3 protein-coding genes are annotated in these 19,402 nt (G+C 42.9%); all 3 read left to right on the top strand.

All coding sequences use genetic code 11. The features are described 5' to 3' along the window. Positions 1-241: 241 nt before the first annotated feature. The 3 genes from IPP32_03715 (at position 242) to IPP32_03725 (ending at position 19,399) form a co-directional block, all read left to right on the top strand. The gene (locus tag IPP32_03715; GenBank protein MBL0047186.1) at positions 242-8,266 is read left to right on the top strand and encodes a PKD domain-containing protein; all 8,025 of its coding nucleotides are present in this window, start codon (positions 242-244) and stop codon (positions 8,264-8,266) included. 329 nt (positions 8,267-8,595) lie between these two features. Next, a complete protein-coding gene (locus IPP32_03720; protein MBL0047187.1) occupies positions 8,596-18,390 on the top strand; it encodes a choice-of-anchor L domain-containing protein in 9,795 nt (3,264 codons plus the stop codon). Between the two features lie 40 nt (positions 18,391-18,430). Beyond that, a complete protein-coding gene (locus IPP32_03725; protein ID MBL0047188.1) occupies positions 18,431-19,399 on the top strand; it encodes a type IX secretion system membrane protein PorP/SprF in 969 nt (322 codons plus the stop codon). The last annotated feature ends 3 nt before the right edge of the window (positions 19,400-19,402 follow it).

The following is a 19,402-nucleotide window of genomic DNA, read 5'->3' on the forward strand; positions in this document are numbered from 1 at the left end:
CAAACTTTCAAATAATCTTAACAATTCGTCGAAAAAGTGTAACCTAAATCACTAAATCTCGTTTGCCTTACGACCGAACAGAGTTGTAAACTATTTAATGTTAGAATTTTGTCGATAAGTTAATTTTTATTTATTTTTAACGAAGTATTTTTACCCAAACACCGCGATTGATTTTATGGTTCATTTAATTTTTAAAGCAATTGCGGCTTTTAGTATCACTAATTAATTAAACCACACGATCATGAAACCAATAACCAACCATTTTAAAAGGATTTTTATTTGCTTAAGTTTAGCTTTTGCTTTTTCATTTATCCACTTGCAACAAGCATTTGGCCAGTCACCACAAACCTATTCGGCTACCGGAGCATGGGTTTGCCCTGCGGGGGTATCCACTATAACGGTTGAAGCTTGGGGTGGCGGTGGAGCTGGTGGGGGAAATACAACTAATGCTGATGGCGGCGGCGGCGGCGGCGGCGGCGGGTATAGTAAATCTACAACAGTTGCAGTTACTTCAGGAACTTCTTATACTGTTACAGTGGGCACGGGTGGTACCGGCAGCACTGGCAATGGAGGTCCTGGACTTGACTCCTGGTTTAGTGCAGCCACAGGAGTGTTAACAGCAAAAGGCGGAGGAGGAGGTTTTGCTCCGGCAGGTGGCAATGGAGGAGTTGGTGGCGCTGGAGGAGTTTTGGGAACAGGAACAACACGATTTGTGGGAGGATCAGGCGGAACGGGGATAAATAACAACAACGGAAGAGGAGGACCAGGAGGATCTTCTGCCGGCACTGCCGCGAATGGAACCTCAGGACCAGGTACCTGGTCAACAATAACCGCTGCTGCGGCTCCAACCAATGGAGGAAAAGGTGGTAATGGGGGTGATGGCACAGATGGCAGTCCCGGTTCGGTGCCCGGTGGTGGTGGTGGTGGTAGCGATGATGGCACTCGATCTGGCGGCGATGGAGCCGACGGCCGAGTAATAATTACCTGGACCTGCCCGGCAGCTTATGCGCTTACTTCAGCAGCAACAGCTACAGGTCCAATTTGCCCCAACGGAACATCGGTTGTTACACTGCGCTCCTCATCAATGGCAACCGGCACGTACACAGTAACGTATAGCACCACCAACCCTGCAACTTCAGGCAACACAGCAACCATGTCGTTTACAGCTGGAGCTCCTGGAACAGGAAGCTTTACAACTATAGCACTTCCTGCAACATCCACTATAACCGTAACAAATTTGGCTTCTGGAAATGCATCTCCTAATAATTGTAATTCCAATACTGCTGTTAACAATACTGCAACAGTAACGGTTACAGCCCCAACCACCCAAGCAACTATCGGCGCATTTACTGCCACAACTGCTGTTGGAACAACTGTAAACTGGACGCGTGGAAATGGAACAGGAGGAGTTATTGTTGTGGCAAGGTTAACCGCAACAGGAAATGTTACACCAACCGGTGGAGTAAGCTACACCGCCAATAGCGTATTTGGTTCGGGTAACACTACAGGTGCAGGTAATTTTGTGGTGTACAATGGCACTGGAACCTCGGTAGCAGTGACTGGATTGGCTATTTTAACCGGATACACATTTATTGTGTACGAATACAATAGTGGAACACTGTGCTATAACACTACCGGCTCATCTGCTACTGTTACAACTGCAGCCTTTACTTGGACCGGAGGAACCAGCATAGACTGGGCAACTGGATCAAACTGGAACACCTTAACAGTGCCTACCGCCTCCGATAATATTATTATTGGTACAGGTACTTTTCAACCAACCATAAGTGCAGCGGCAGTTTGTAATAACATTACTCTAAACAACACTACCACCCTTATTGTGAATAGTACTTTGGGAGTAAGTGGCAATTGGACAAACAATGGGTCAACAGTATCTGGCTCTGGTACAGTTACCTTAAGTGGAACCTGTGCCATTGGTGGAACAGCAACTACGAGCTTTCCCAACCTAACATGTACAGGTACAATTAGTCAAGGAATTAACACAACAGTGAGTGGAGATTTTCTTCAAAGCGCAGGTACCTATAACCAAAATAATGGTGCTACAGCATTCAGTTTAATTGTTACAGGAGGCTTTACACTTTCGGGAAGTAGTTCATTTTTTATGCAAAAAACGAGTACTGGACTTGGTGCAACAACAACTGTAAACGGAGCTGCCGGCACAACAATTAGCGGAACGGCCACATTGAAGATGGATGACGGGGGCGCTGCTGTTGCCAATGTGTCAATTTTTCAAACAACCAACTATACTGCATCGAGTACCTCAAACAGATTGGTCGACTTCGGTAATAATGGTACTGCAAAAAGCAACCAGTTTCGGATTTCGGGCAATTATGTTAAAACCGGAACTGGAGCTTGTTATACATCAGGAACACCAATTAATGGAGGGTTTTTCTTTAATGGGGGGGGCGTTACTCAAACTTTTTCTACCTCAGCAACTGTTCAGCCATATACTTCTTTTACTGTTAATAGTGGCTCTGTTCTACAACTCTTAACAAATTTGCCTTTGGGCGCGAATACCAATCCGGTTTCAATCTTTACAGTAAACGGAAAATTGGATTGCGGAGCTTTGGCTCCTGCAATTTCTGGTGGTGCTGCTACCGGATGTGCCTTTGTGCTTGCATCGGGTGGAACCTTGGTTACAGCCAACGTAAATGGTGTTGTTTCTGGGACCACCGGTAGCATTTCTACCTCTGTTAATACTAGAACATTTAACAACGCAGCAAATTACATCTTTAATGGAACGGCAAATCAAAACACAGCTTTTGCTACCACCACAATGAATGACCTTACAATAACCAATACAGGGGCTGTTAACGCAAATAAGGTTACACTTACCGGAGCAGCTACAGTAAACGGAAACCTTGCAATCGACAACGGTGTGTTTGATGCGGCAGCAATTCAAATAGTGGGAAATGCCACTCCGGCAAAAACATTTACAATAGCCAGTGGAGCCACTTTTAGAATGTCGGGCGGAACTACTTTAAACTTTCCAACCTTGTTTACTACTTCGCGTTGTGTTTTTAATGCAGCAAGCACGGTTGAGTATTACGGGGCAACTCAAACAATTAGTGGCACCCCCGCTTACGGAAACTTAACCATTAGCACAGCAGGAACAAAAACAGCCGGCGCGGCATTAACCGTTGCCGGCGATTTAAGGATAAATACCACAGCAACAACCATTTTTGCAGCAAGTACCTTTACACACAACATTGCAGGAAACTGGATTAATAACGGAGCTTTCACAGCAGGAACATCCACCATCAACTTTAATGGCACAAGTGTGATAAGCGGAGCATCCACCAACTCTTTTAATAACCTCACGGTTACCGGAACCCTAAGCGGCCCTGCTGCAGCCAACATAAATGTTGCAGCAAACTGGGTAAACAATGGCACCTTTACCCACAACTCCGGTACAGTAACATTTAACGGAACAAGTGTAATGAGTGGATCCTCCACCACCTCCTTCAATAATTTAACCATTGCTGCCGCTTCTTCTCTAACCGGGCCGTTGAATGCCACTATGAATGTAGCAGGAAATTGGACCAATGGAAACACCTTTACAAGCAACGGCGGAACAGTAAACTTAAATGGGGGTGCTTCTCAAACCATTGGTGGTACTGCAAGTACAACGTTTAATGATTTAACTTTGAGCAATAGTTTTGGAGCTGTTTTAGGAGCTGCGCAAAGCATTGCAGGTACATTAACCTTAAGTTCGGGAAGGCTAAACCTTTCCACATTTAATTTAACTTTGGGAGCAGCTGCGGTTGCAGGAACACTAAATTCTTCCAACATGATTATTGCGAGTGGAGGGGGAGAGTTAAGAAGAACGTTTACCGCCAACGGTTCCTATCTGTATCCGGTTGGAGACGATGTGGGCACCATCGAATACTCTCCTATTACACTCGCTGTTACAGGAGGCCCTTACAGCAATGCCTACCTTGCAATAAAAGTTACCAACACCAAACATCCTAACAACCAAAGTACAACCAATTTTTTAAACCGATTTTGGAGCATTACTCAAGCAGGTGTTACCTCTTGTGCTGTAATTGCAACAGCTACTTACACAGGTATCGGGGCCGATATCGCTGGTACTGAAGCAAGTATTTCGGGGGCAAGTTTAACAGGAACCTTTGTGCAAGCAAGTAACCCTTGGGTGAAGTACAGTGCTTTGGGAAGCAACACGCTCACCACAACAAGCGTTTCTATTTCGGCAGCATTAACCACAGTAGTTAGCGGAATTACAGGTGCCAACCCAAGTGTTAGCATAACAGGGGGAGGAGTTACGGTTTGCACCGGAACAAATGTAAATCTTGGAACTTCCTTTACCGGCGACGCAACTGCAACTTATAGCTGGAGTCCGGCAACCTTTTTAAGTAGCACAACAATTGCCAATCCGGTTGTTACAGCACCTACCGCAACAACCATATATACAGTAACTGCAAAAGATGGCAATGGGCTTAGCACTACCGCATCCACAACAATTACTGTAAACGATAATCCAACGGGTGCTTTAGCTGGTCCCGACCAAACAGATATCAACACCTGTGGATTAACAACAGTAACCTTGGCAGCCAATACAGCATTAGTAGGAATGGGTTCATGGACCATCCAATCAGGATCCGGTGGATCTTTTATTGATGCGACCTCTCCAACAACGGATTTTAATGGAACAGCAGGAACAAGTTATATATTGCGTTGGACCATTTCAAACGCTCCTTGCGCCGATAGTTTTGATGAAGTATCCATTACTTTTAACCAAAACCCAACTGCTGCAGCCGCAGGCCCCGATCAAATTAGTAATTTAACATGTGGCTTAACCAGTGCAACCTTAGCGGCAAATGCTCCTTCCATAGGAACGGGAGCTTGGAGCATACAATCGGGAGCAGGCGGATCGTTTAGTTTGGCATCAGATCCCTTGGCAACTTTTAGCGGAACAGCTGGAATAAGCTATGTGTTGCGTTGGACTATTTCTAATGCACCTTGTACTGATAATTTTGATGAAGTAACCATTACATTTAATCAAAACCCAACAGCTGCAGCCGCAGGCCCTGATCAAATAGATAACTTAACTTGTGGACTAACCAGCGTAACTTTAGCGGCAAATGCTCCTTCGGTTGGAACGGGAGCATGGAGCATACAATCGGGAACTGGCGGATCGTTTAGTTTGGCATCAGATCCCTTAGCAACTTTTAGCGGAACAGCAGGAACAAGTTATGTTTTGCGTTGGACTATTTCTAATGCACCATGTACAGATAGTTTTGATGAAGTAAGCATTACCTTTAACCAAAACCCAACTACTGCTGCTGCTGGCCCCGATCAAATAGATATTTTAACTTGTGGACTAACCAGTGTAACCTTAGCGGCAAACGTTCCTTCTGATGGTATTGGAGCATGGAGTATACAATCGGGAGCTGGTGGATCGTTTAGTTTGGATTCTGATCCCTCATCAACTTTTAGCGGTACAGCAGGAACAAGCTATGTGTTGCGCTGGACTATTTCTAACGCTCCTTGTGCGGATAGTTTTGATGAGGTTACTATTACCTTTAACCAAAATCCTACTGGTTCTGTCGCCGGAAGCAATCAAACTTTTTGCAACGGCAGTTTTACAACTCTTGCGGCCAATGCACCCTCTATAGGTACAGGAGCTTGGTCAATTCAAAGTGGTCCAAGCACAAACGTTGTGCAATTTAGCAGTGTTTCCGATCCTGCGGCTACCTTTACTCCTTCAGGAGGGATTGGAACCTATGTTTTGGTATGGACCATCTCCAACAACCCATGCACCGCATCCAGCTCCAGCTTAAACGTTTTGGTTACCGCAGGCCCATGGATTGGAGGCGTGAGCGACGATTGGGCTAACCCACTCAATTGGTGTGGAGGGGTTCCAACAGCTATAACCAATGTTGTTATTTCTAACGGAGCACCAAACTATCCAAAGATATACAGTGGAGCGCAAGCTGCAAATTCTATATCAATAAGCTCCGGAGGTTCATTAATTATCTCGGGAGGAAGTTTAGCAAGCGGGCCAATTACAACTGCAGGACCAGTTACAATTGATGCAGGAGCAACTTTAAATATGGCAGCGAATCAAATAACCGGTTCAGGAAGTGTAACAATTAACGGTACATTCGGAACAAGTGTTGCCGATGGATTTTCGGGCAGTGCCACAACAGGTATAGCCACAGGAATTTCATTTACAACGGGTGCTGCTTCTACTATCGATTATACTTCGGCATCGAGTCAAACAATTACCGCTTATGACTATGCCAACTTAAGCAGCTCTGGCGGCGGAGATAGGCTTTTAGATAATTCCGACAACATTGGGGTTTCAGGTGATTTTACTCCCGGAGCCAGCAATTACGATGTAAGCAACAGTACCGTTGTGTTTAATGGATCGGCATTACAAACAGTTCCCGCCTTGCTGCCAGACTCGAAATACTACGATATTGAAATTGACAATCCTGCAGGAGCAGAGATGGATGCAGATCTTAATTTAATAGATGCACTTTATTTAACTGATGGTGCATTTACAACAACCGGCTTTAACTTTACCTTGCTTTCTACCGCAACAAACACAGCCAGAATTGATGTTATTGCCGGAGGAACGATTGTGGGAGATGTTGTCATGCAGCGTTTTATCCCTGCTGGAAGAACTAACTGGTCAACCATAGGCATGCCGGTAACCAATGCTACCCTTGCTCAATGGCAAGACGATTTTGCCACTTCGGGCTATACCGGTTCGACCTATGGACCAGGTATTTTCAACTCTGTTTATACTTATGACGAATCAATACCGGGCCTTGTTGACAATCCGAATGCCTATATTCAGGCAACCAATGTTACAAATACCGTTGATCCTAAAAAGGGTTATTATGTGTGGTTAGATGTAAGTGCCGTAAACATAGGCAGTAAAACGATAGATGTAAAAGGTGAACCACTCATGGGAACGCAGCCTCTGAATCCCACCTTCACTGCTTCAGCCGGGCTTATTGAGGATGGATGGAACTTATTAAACAATCCTTATTGTTCAGCGATAGATTGGGACTCTCCATCTTGGACGAAAACAAACGTGGACAACGCCATTTATGTGTATGATAGAATCAACGACTATTATGCAAGTTATGTGGGTCCAATTGGGATGCTTCCGGGAGTTGGAACAAACGGTGGAACCAATATCATTGCCTCATCACAAGCCTTTTTAATACACGCGAATGCAACAAGTCCGGTATTAACTGCCGAAGAAGATATCAAGGTGGGTAACAATGCAACCTTTTATAAAGTAGGCAACACAACAGCTACTGGTATATTGCGTTTGAAATTAAATGCGCTAAACGGAACCTATTTTGATGAAACAGTGCTAAGGGCGGGTGATGGAGCTACAAGTAATTTTGATGCAGATTATGATGCACGTAAGCTCATAAGCTTTAATGCGGCAGCGTCAAACATCTCATCCAAATTGTTGGGCGTGGAATATGCAATTAATTCCGTGGATGAATTGAGCAGCAACTTTGATTTACCAATACGTGTAAAGGTAAATACTGCAGGAACTCATACCATTAGCTTTGTTGGGCTGCAAAATTTTGCAAATGTAAGCTGTCTTACCTTTGAAGATAAATTAACCAACACAACTGTTGATTTGCATTTGGACAGCAGTTATACTTTTGCTTCAGCAATTGATACAGCTTCAAGTTACGAAAGGTTCACTTTGCATTTTGGTATAGATGCGCTTTTCGCATCCATGATACCAAGTACCAATGCTGTTAGCTTACCCGGCAACACCACTGTGAACTTTACGAATACCAGCACCGGAGCAAGCACCTATTCTTGGGATTTCGGAGATGGAAGCCCGATAGAAACAACTGAAAACCCTAGCCATACTTTTAGTGCAGTTGGAACCTATAATGTAAGTCTTACAGTTAGCAACAATGCCGGTTGCAGCGCACCACAAACCAGTACGGTTCAAATTGTGGTAGATGATGTAACAGGGGTAAATGCTGTTGCTGCAGCCGAAAGTGTAACCCTAACAAAAAATGAACAAGGACTACTCGCGAATTATAACTTTAAAAATGCTACAAAAATTAAAGTGAATGTGTATGATGCCCTTGGAAAACAAGTTGGAATTACTCAAACTATTGTGGCGCAAAACGCAGGAAAATCAAGAATAGAAATGCCTGAATTAGCCAAAGGAATATATACTATTGAGTTGGTTTTTGACGCTAAAAAAGTTAGCCGAAAAATGGAGTGGTAAAGTAGTTTGTGCTCACTAAAAAATGGGAAGCCGGCTTTTTGCCCGCTTCCCATTTTTTGTTTCTAGCACCAAAACAGTTAACGGTACCCGCAATTATACATTTCACAGAATAATTAGTAGATTTAACAAGAAAAAAGTAACAAGAGATATTTGAAACGCGTAATCAGTATGCAAATATTATAAAGGAATTAATGTTTAAAACTTTTGAATTGAGAGAACAAAAACATACACATTACATTTCTATTTTTGGAAACATTCTATTAAAAGCTAAGTATATCAAAGCACTCATATTGTACAGTACTCTATAACCATTGTAAACAGGCGGAATTATGAAAAAACAGCTATCTCTTTTATTCACGGCAGTTATGCTCCTTATTTTTACAGGAAAACTGCATGCACAGTTGATTGTAAATACTTCACAAACTCCGCTTCAGATGGCCCAAACTATTGCGGGTAATGGCGTAAAAATTATAAACCCCACAGTTGTTTGCGGAGCTAACGGATACGGAAGTTACACTTCAACATCCACCAATTTAAATTCTCCTGCCGGTGTTATTTTAACCTCCGGTTTGGCAACTGACGCAATAGGTCCAAATAATGTTGGCAACAAATCGGTGCAAGTGGGAACCCCTGGTGATGTGCTGTTAAATTCAGTGTCTGGAAGAACAACCTTCGATGCTTGTGTATTTGAATTTGATGTAATTCCGGAGGGCGATACCTTGAAGTTTAAATATACGTTTGCCTCAGAAGAATATGCGGAATGGGTGAATTCGCAATTTAACGATGTGTTTGGATTTTTCATTTCGGGTCCCGGAATTGTTGGTACAAAAAACATTGCCATCATCCCAGGAGGCGCTCCTTGTACCATCAATACAGTAAACAACGGAACAACAAATACCGGCCCTTGTACGAATTGTGCTTATTACTTCAACAATGAAACTCCTCCCGGTCAAACAATTCAATACGATGGATTCACAAAAAACTTGGTTGCAATTTCGGCTGTAACACCTTGTCAAACGTATCACTTAAAATTAGTAATCGCGGATGCATCCGACAGAAAGTGGGATTCAGGTGTGTTTATTGAAAAAATTGAAAGCAATAATGTGAATGTTTCTTATGTAACAGCTAGCTTGATTCCTCAAATGATTGAAGGCTGTAATCCTGCAACTGTAACATTTACACGCACACCGGTTAACAATAAAATTCTTAATGTACCATTTTCTTTCGGAGGAACTGCTATTAAGAACACGGATTATACCGTTAGCAATGCCGGAACAACTGTTACCTTTCCTGCAAACGTGGCAACCGCTACATTTGTGCTTACACCTATTAATGATGGAATAACAGAAGGTATTGAAACTGTAAAAGTTTATGTAGGGAATCCTTTGTGTACAGGTGTTCCTCCAACAGATAGTCTTTTAATTGAAATACATGATTCTCTGTATGTAACAATAAACCCCCCAAAAGATTCAATTTGTCCGGGACAATCCGTTCAGTTAACAGCAACTACCGCAGGACTTACAGCAAGCTGGAGCCCAACAACAAATTTAAGCGCCTCTAATATTAAAAACCCAATAGCTTCACCAACAGTAACAACGACATACACTTTGACCACTACAGCAGGCGCCTGCAGTAATATAAGGAGAACAAATATTAAAGTTAGTAACATAGTGCTAAACCCTATTGTTACTAATGTTCTTTGTAATGGCGCAAACAATGGGTCCATTGTATTGAATCCAACGGGTGGTTTAGGAACCTATTCATATAGCTGGTCAGGGCCTGGAGTAACAGTTTCTTCAAAAGATCAAACGAACAAAGGACCCGGTTCCTACAGTGTAACAGTAACCGATGCTAAAGGCTGTTCAGTTTCACAAAATTTTACGATAACCCAACCCGGGCCTCTCACAGGAGGATTAACATCCCCAACGGTTACAGGTGGATTTAACGTGGCATGTAATGGGTCTACAACCGGGTCTATTACAAGCAATCCTTCAGGAGGTACAGCTCCCTATACATTTACATGGACCGGACCGGGAGGCTTTACATCAAACGCACAAAGCCCAAGTGGATTAGGCGCAGGTACATATTGCGTCACGGTAAGTGATGTAAATGGATGTACAAATGGCTTAGGAGGGCAATGCATTACATTAACACAACCTACCGGAAATTTAACCGCAACGGTGAGTTCAAGTGCCCCGGTTTCCTGTTTCGGTTTGGCCAATGGTACAGCAACAGTTACTCCTACAGGAGGTACAACACCTTACACCTACACGTGGAATTCATCGCCGGTACAAAATACCGCAACAGCAACAAACCTGCCTCCAGCCACATATACAATTACGGTTCGTGATGTGAATGCTTGTGTGGCAACAAATACGGTTACCATCACTCAGCCAACAGCTTCGTTAACAGCATCCATTTCAGCACAAACAAATGTGTTTTGTAATGGAGGAGCAACCGGCACAGCAACAGTAAGCCCTGTAGGAGGTACCAGCCCTTACACATTCACTTGGAGCAATGGGCAAAATGCTGCCACAGCAACCGGATTAACAGCAGGTTCATACAGTGTTACAGTACGTGATGTTAGAAATTGTGCGGTTTCTGTTCCTGTGGTAATAACACAACCAACAAGTGCTTTATCAGCTTCCATTACCTCGCAAAGTAATGTGCTTTGTAAAGGTTTGGCAACCGGCTCTGCAACAGCAGCTGGTTCAGGAGGAAGTGGCGCTTATACCTACTCATGGAGCAACGGACAGCTTACCGCAACAGCTAGTGGTTTAGTTGCAGGAACCTATTCGGTTAATGTTTTTGATAACAATGGTTGTACTACACCGGTTAATTTATCAGTAACTATTACTGAACCCGCTGTTGTTTTTAATGCCGTTTTAGGAACAAAAACAAATGTGTTTTGCAAGGGAGCTTGCACAGGTTCCGCAACCATAAATGCGAGTGGAGGAAGTGGAGTTTATACTTATACATGGACAACCACACCGGTTCAAACAGGCGCTACTGCATCAAATCTATGTGCGGGAAGTTATCAAGTAACAGTGCGAGATGCCAATGGTTGCACAAGTCCAGTTATTATTAATGTGTCAATTACTGAACCCACATTTGCAATGGGTGGAACAATAAGTAACACAAATATTTCATGTTTTGGTGGCAACGATGGAACGGTTACGGTTTCGCCTACCGGTGGTAGTGGAATCTTTGATTATTCTTGGAGCGGACCAGGTGGTTCCTTTATTAACAACAGCCCTACCGCAAGCGGACTAATTGCTGGAACATATACAGTTCAAGTTTTTGACCGAAATGGGTGTACTATTCCTTTCACGCTTCAAGCAACAGTTACGCAACCAAGTGGAACCTTAGGAGTTAGTATTCCAACACATACCGATAATACTTGTTTTGGCGGAGCTACCGGAACAGCTACCGCTGTAATAACCGGTGGCAGCGGTAGCTATACCATTTCATGGAATACAAGCCCTTCTCAAAACGGCTTGACCGCGGTTGGATTGGCCAGTGGTTCTTATACCGTTTTTGTAACGGATGTAAATGGTTGTGTCACCACAGTTCAGGCATCTACAACAATTACACAGCCCGCATCGGCATTAAATGCAACCACTTCACAAACCAATGTTTTTTGCAAAGGCGGATCAACAGGGGTGGCAACAGTACTAGCATCCGGAGGAAGCGGTTCTTATAACTACTCTTGGATTACCGGCGCTGCAACAACAGCAAGTATAAGCGGGTTAACCGCAGGAACCTACACCGTTTATGTTCGTGATAATAATAATTGTCCCACACCGGAAATAAGAACTATTACCATAACAGAACCAAACATTGCACTTGGAGGTTCAATAACTTCTTCTACCGACATTCTTTGTTTTGGAGGAAACACCGGAGCTGCAACAGCACAAGGAAGTGGCGGAAGCGGAGCCTACAACTATACCTGGAGTAATGGACAAACCGGTCCAAATGCTACGAACTTAGCGGTTGGAACATACACGGTTACTATCCGTGATAATAATGGGTGTACTAATACAGTCATACTTTCTGTTATCATTACTCAACCCAACTCAGCATTGGCAGCAGTAATAAATCCAAGTGACATTACAGCTGTGACATGCTTTGGAAATACCGATGGTCAGATTGTTGTAACAGCTAGTGGTGGAAGTGGAGTATATGATTACTCTTGGACAGGACCCGGTGGACCTTTTGTAAATAACAATGCTCTTGCAGCAAATTTAGTTGCCGGAAACTATTCCGTGCAAGTTTTTGACCATAATGGGTGTGCTACACCAATTACCCGCAATGCAACTATAACGCAGCCTACCGGCACTTTATTTGCTGTTGCATCGTCTACCAATTTCAATGGATTTAACATTGGATGTAATGGGGGCACAACAACAATTAATTTAACCGTAACCGGAGGTAATCCAGCATTTACATACACTTGGAGTGGGCCAAGCACATTCGTGGCAAATACAGAAGATTTGAATGGCGTTGCAGCTGGCCTTTATGATGTGATTGTGAATGACTCAAAAGGATGCTCAACCTCAACCAGTATTACACTTACTCAACCCAGTGATGACTCATTAGCTTTTGTAATGACAGCAACTTTGTGCGCAAATGGATCTAAAACAGGAGCTATTGATATCACCCCTTTTGGAGGAGTCTCACCTTATACCTACAATTGGAATGGTCCAAGTACTGTGAATGTTACTACTCAGGATTTGAGCTTATTGGACAATGGATCCTATACGGTGATTATAACGGATGCAAATGGTTGTAAAGATACTACAGCAATTACCGTAAGCCAACCCAGTTCGCTTGTTACGAATCACACGAATTCAACCTATCCGGGAGGCTTTCAAATTCAGTGCAACAATGGAAGCAATGGCTTTATCAATACAACAACCTCAGGAGGTACTCCACCCTATTCCAGAACATGGACAAAAACAAATCCTGCGGGAGTAATAGCTGCAACAACAGCAAATATCAATAGTTTATTAGTTGGTACATACGAGCTTTTAGTTACCGATCAAAATGGTTGTATCGACAACGAATTGATTGTGATGACAGAACCGGATTCAATTACCTCAAACTTATCTGTTTCAACAACGGTTACCTGCAGCGGAACAACAACCGGTTGTTTAAGTACCTCTGCATCTGGCGGTGTTCCTCCATACAATTATTCCTGGTCGGGTCCCGGGGCACCATTCCCATCTGGAAGTTCTATTTGTAGTATAGGGGCGGGAAATTATACGGTAACCATTACGGATGCAAGCGGTTGTTCTAACCCTAATCCCGAGCATCAAATTGTAGTTACAGAACCTGCTACTGTTGTAGCAAATGCAAGTGTTCAAACAGCGATATTATGTAATGGTTTGCCCACAGGAGCAATAAGCCTTGCTGTTACCGGTGGTTCAGCACCCTATACATTCACATGGACAGGCCCTAATGGGTTCACATCAAGCACTCAAGACTTAGTTGGAGTGGCAGCCGGCTTATATTCGGTTACTGTAAATGATACTAATTTTTGTTCTGCAACCACAAGTATTACACTCACTCAACCCGACCCAATTCATCCTGTTGCAAGTATTCCCAATCCAAACGGATTTAACATTGCTTGCTTTGGTGGAAACACTGGAAACATTAGCTTACTAGTAACAGGTGGCACGGGTGCATTTTCTTACAATTGGTCTGGCCCCGGTGCTCCATTTGGAAACGTTGCGACGATTAATAATTTAGTTGCAGGCACCTATACTGTGCAAATTGGTGATGCGAATGGATGTTTTTCTTCCGACACCAGTTTTACACTTAGTCAACCCACACCGGTTTTTGTGAACGATTCAGTTGTTACTCTTGCAGGCTGTAACGGTGCTGCCGGAGGTAGCATTAAGGCAATTGCCTCTGGTGGAGTGGGCGGATATAGCTACAGCTGGAACACAATTCCTGCACAGTTAAGCCAAGTTGCAATAAATTTAGTTGGCGGTACCTACACTGCTTTTGTGCGTGATGCAAATAATTGCCCGGCGCAAGCAACTGCGGTAATTCCTACGTTGCCAGCATTAGACTCAACCTTGGTTTCATCCACAATAACAAATGTATTGTGTAATGGTGCCTTAACAGGGGCAATAACAGTTAATGTAAACGGTGGTTTGGCTCCTTTTAATTTTGCATGGACTCCGAACACCATTGGTAATATCTCAAATCCTTCAGGTTTAGCAGCTGGCTCTTATAGTGTAGTGATAACGGATGCTAACAATTGTGGAACAACTCCAATTCATTTTACAATAGCTCAACCCACCGCGCTTAACTTAAACTTCACAGGCATTACAAATGTAAATTGCTTTGGCGGAGTAAATGGTTCAATTGCAGCAAGTGTGAGCGGTGGAACAGGAGCTTACAATTACACCTGGTCTGGTGCGTGTATAGGTTGCCCTAACACATCCAACTTATCAGGCTTATCAGCCGGTATTTATAACTTAACCGTAAGCGATGCAAACGGGTGTACTGTTTCAGGGGTTGATTCCATTACTCAACCGGTTGCCAACTTAAGTGCAACAGCTTCTAGCCCGGTAGTAAATGGAGGATACAATGTAACTTGTAATGGTGCAAGTACAGGTAGTATTTCTTTGGTCGTAAATGGAGGTACAGCACCATACACATTTACCTGGACTGCGTCTGGTTTTGGTCCGGCATTTACTCAAAACTTGAATGGATTAAAAGCCAAAACATATACAGTTGTTGTTGTGGATGCTAAAGGGTGTATGACCACAACAAGTATAAACTTAACACAACCACCATTATTGGTGTTAAACTCTACTGAGCGAACATTTATTGGAGGAAACAATATATCCTGTAATGGTGCGCAAGATGGCTGTATTGATGCAACAGTAAGTGGAGGAACTCCTCCTTATACCTACTCTTGGACGGGTCCTAATGGATATACATCTACAGCAGAAGATATTTGCAATCTTTTTGCAGGCTTATATATTTTAACAGCAACGGATGCAAATGGTTGTGAAGTGTTTAAAGCTGTTACACTTACCGAGCCGGATCCTTTAGCAGGAAGTCTTGCTCCTTCGTTTTTTAATGGCGGTTGGAACATAGGTTGCCTCGGGGACACAACAGGTTTTATTTCGTTAACCGTGTCGGGAGGTACCTCCGGATATGAGTTTTTCTGGAGCAATGGAGACACCACTCAAGATATTTTTAACCTGCCTGCTGGTGGTTACAATGTATTGGTAACCGACCCCAATGGATGCGAATTCAGAGACAGCATAAGTTTGTATGAACCACCAATACTTTTAGCAAGCATTATAAGTCCTGAATTTATTGGCGGTTGGAATATCTCTTGCTTCGGAAATAGCGATGGAGTCGATTCTTTGGACGTACAAGGCGGTACTCCAAATTATACCTATAGTTGGACAGGCCCCAATTCTTTCACCTCCACGAATGAAGATTTATCGGGTCTGGTAGCCGGAATTTATATTGCCACCATAACGGATGATAATGGGTGTGTGATTGTAAGAACAGATACCTTAATCGAGCCAGTTGCCTTGGATCTAAATCTAGCTAGTGCAACATATATTGGCGGAAATAATATTTCATGTTTTGGAACGGCATCAGGCTCAATTACCTCAACTGTTACAGGGGGAACAACTCTTTATTCTTATACTTGGACAGGGCCCAATGTGAACAACCTACACAGCACCGCTATTGACTCTCTTGTTGCCGGTACTTATGAACTTATTGTGAACGACACAAATGGCTGCAGCATCACCAAAAATATTGTCCTCACACAACCCACCCCTATTGCAACTCAGGTTGTTCCGGTGGTGGTTGCAGGTGGATTTAATATAACTTGTACGGGAACAAACACAGGTGCAATTAACTTGATTGATGGCGGTGGAACACCTCCCTATACTTATTCATGGACAGACAGCTCTGGCACTGTAATTAATACGGGAGCAAATATTGATAGCCTATTTGCCGGAACCTACACTGTTCTTGTTGCGGATGCAAATGGATGCGATACAACTGTTACAGTAACGCTCACTCAACCACTTGAACTAAACGATAGCATTGTTGCACCGGGATTTATTGGTGGAAATAATTTGCAGTGCAATGGCGATAACAGTGGCTCAATTACCATTAGCGAAGTGGGCGGCGCCGGCCCATTTGCTCATGCTTGGTCGGGTCCTGCCGGCTATACTTCAGCAAATGACACACTTACAGGATTAGCTGCCGGAACATATAATGTGATAATTACAGATGCAAACGGGTGCACAAAATCAGACAGTATAACGCTTACTCAGCCGGCAGCCCTGGCTCTTGCTCTGGTACCAACGGTATATGTAAATGGATTAAATATTCGTTGCTTCAATGACTCTTCTGGTGTTATTATAGCAAATATTAGTGGCGGAACTCAAGGCTACAGCTTCTCATGGACCGGACCAAATGGATTTACTGCAACAAGCAAGGATCTAATTGGTGTAATTGCCGGCCAATATTGCCTTACTGTAACCGATACCAACGGGTGCTTTATTACGCAATGCCAAACACTTACTCAGCCGACCTCGGCGCTTTCCGGGTCCCTACTTACCCCTCTGCTGGCAGGCGGTTTTAATGTAAGCTGCAACGGAGCAAACGATGGCTCAATTTTCTTAACTTTTTCAGGTGGTTCACCTGGTTTTACTATTGATTGGAGAGGTCCTAATGGTTTTGCCGACTCATCCAGTTTTGCACAAGCATCAAATGATACCCTCCTCAATTTGTTTGCAGGAACCTATACTGTGGTAATGCTTGATACGAACACTTGTGCTTTTACGGATTCAATTACCTTAACGCAACCAGGGAATCCAATCGAAGGTATTTTGACACCATTTGTATATCCAGGTGGTAATAATGTTACCTGCTATGGTACGAGCAATGGAGCAATCGACTTAAGTGTTACCGGAGGTGTGGCACCATATACGTATAGCTGGAGTACCGGTGCGGTTACTCAAGATGTCTCTGGTTTGTCGGCGGCAATCTACTCGGTGCTCATTACCGATAGCATAAATTGCTTTAAATCGTACTCTGATACCTTGATTCAACCAGACACGATTACATCACTTTTAAGTGCGCAAGTATATGCAGGAGGCTACAACATTACATGTAAAGGACATAGCAATGGAGCAGTAAGTTCAACCTACACAGGAGGTACAATTGGTTTTACTTTTGCTTGGACTGGACCAAATGCTTTCGGTGCAACATCACAAAACATCAGTGGAATCCCGGCGGGTAGCTACTGTCTGGTTGTTAAAGATACAAACGGATGTGCAAGCAACTCCAGGTGTATTACGCTATCAGAGCCAAATACTTTAACACTTTCTGAAATACACCCGCCAATTGATTGTTCATACCTTCCATCTTCAATTGATTTAACTGTAAGTGGAGGAACTCCTGCCTATACATATAGTTGGAGCAATGGAGAAACTAGCCAAGATATTAGTGGATTGTTAAGTGGTAACTATGCTGTAACAGTTACAGATGGAAATTCTTGTGTGGCAACTTTGGCACCGGTTACTATTTATATTCCGGATTCAATCAAAATCAACTTAAGCACAATCTCCTATCCTCCGGCAAACTATAACATAAGCAATTATGGATTTAGCGATGGTGTTATTACATCCATTGTGAGCGGCGGAACTCCTAATTACAATTACTATTGGGTGAATGCCGAAGGTACTTTTGCAAGCTCCAACCAAAATCTAAACAATTTACCCAAAGGTGTGTACATCCTTAAAATTACGGATGCGTACAATTGCGTATTAAGCGATACAATCGAATTACGTGAGCCGCTCGAACTGCAAATGCCAAGTGGCTTTTCACCTAATGGAGATGGTTTAAACGATGATTTTTATGTGCACGGATTAGATATTTATCCGGACAACAACATCATCGTATTTAACCGTTGGGGAAATCAAGTGTATACAAAAGATAACTACTATCGTGATTGGACTGGGCTCAGCAACAATGGAGAATCGCTTCCTGATGGTACCTACTATGTTGTTTTAAAAATTAAAAACACAGATATTATCCTGAAAGGGTATGTGGATTTAAGAAGAAATTAAAATTGACGAACGCACAAGTAAAAAATTAACTCTAGAAAAGATGAAATCAATCCTTAACCAACACCGGCTTACTGTGCTGCTTTTTCAGAGCAGAAAACTTTTTCTAGCCCTCCTGCTCTTATGCGGAGTAGCAGAAACAAAAGCGCAGCAGGATATTATGATTAGTCAATATATGTTTAATGGCTTATTCGTAAATCCCGGATATGCCGGTAGCCATAAATACTATAGTGCAAGTCTTATTCACCGTCGACAATGGGAGGGTTTTAGCGGGGCACCAAAAACAAGCATAGTTTCATTGGATGGACCAATTAAGGACCGACACATGGGAATTGGGGGAATTATTGCCCACGATAAAATTGGGGTCACCAAACAAACCGATTTATTAGCAACCTATTCTTACTACATTAAGTTGGGTCCCGGAAAATTATCTTTCGGTGCAAAAGGAGGAGTTTCAAACTACACCTCTACTGTTTCTGACCTAACTGTTTGGGATCAAGACGATAAAGTTTTCGCCAACAATAAAAAAAGTGCATGGCTTCCTAAATTCGGTGCCGGCGCATATTATTACACACAAAAATTGTATGCAGGCATTGCAATTCCCACCTTGCTTGCGTATGATTCTCAAAATAATTTCAACTTGGACGTTACAAAATCTTCCTTTGTTAGACGACATTATTTTATCAATGCCGGATACGTTTTTTCAGTTAATGACCAAGTAAAAATTAAGCCCTCTGTGCTATTAAAATATCAAAAAGCTGCTCCTCTGGAAGGGGATATAAATGTAAATGTATTTTTAAATGACATATTTTGTATAGGTGCCTCCTACCGAACCGGAGACGCTATTTTGGCTATTGTTGAATATCAAATTAACAATCGTTTCAGAGTGGGTTACTCTTTCGACTATACCACCTCTAAACTGAGTAAATTTAACTCAGGCTCTCACGAGATTATGCTCTCTTATGACTTTGGTGAAGACATCATAAAAATGAAAACCCCGCGCTATTTCTAATTA

This window comes from Bacteroidota bacterium (assembly GCA_016721765.1).
GTDB lineage: Bacteria > Bacteroidota > Bacteroidia > UBA4408 > UBA4408 > UBA4408.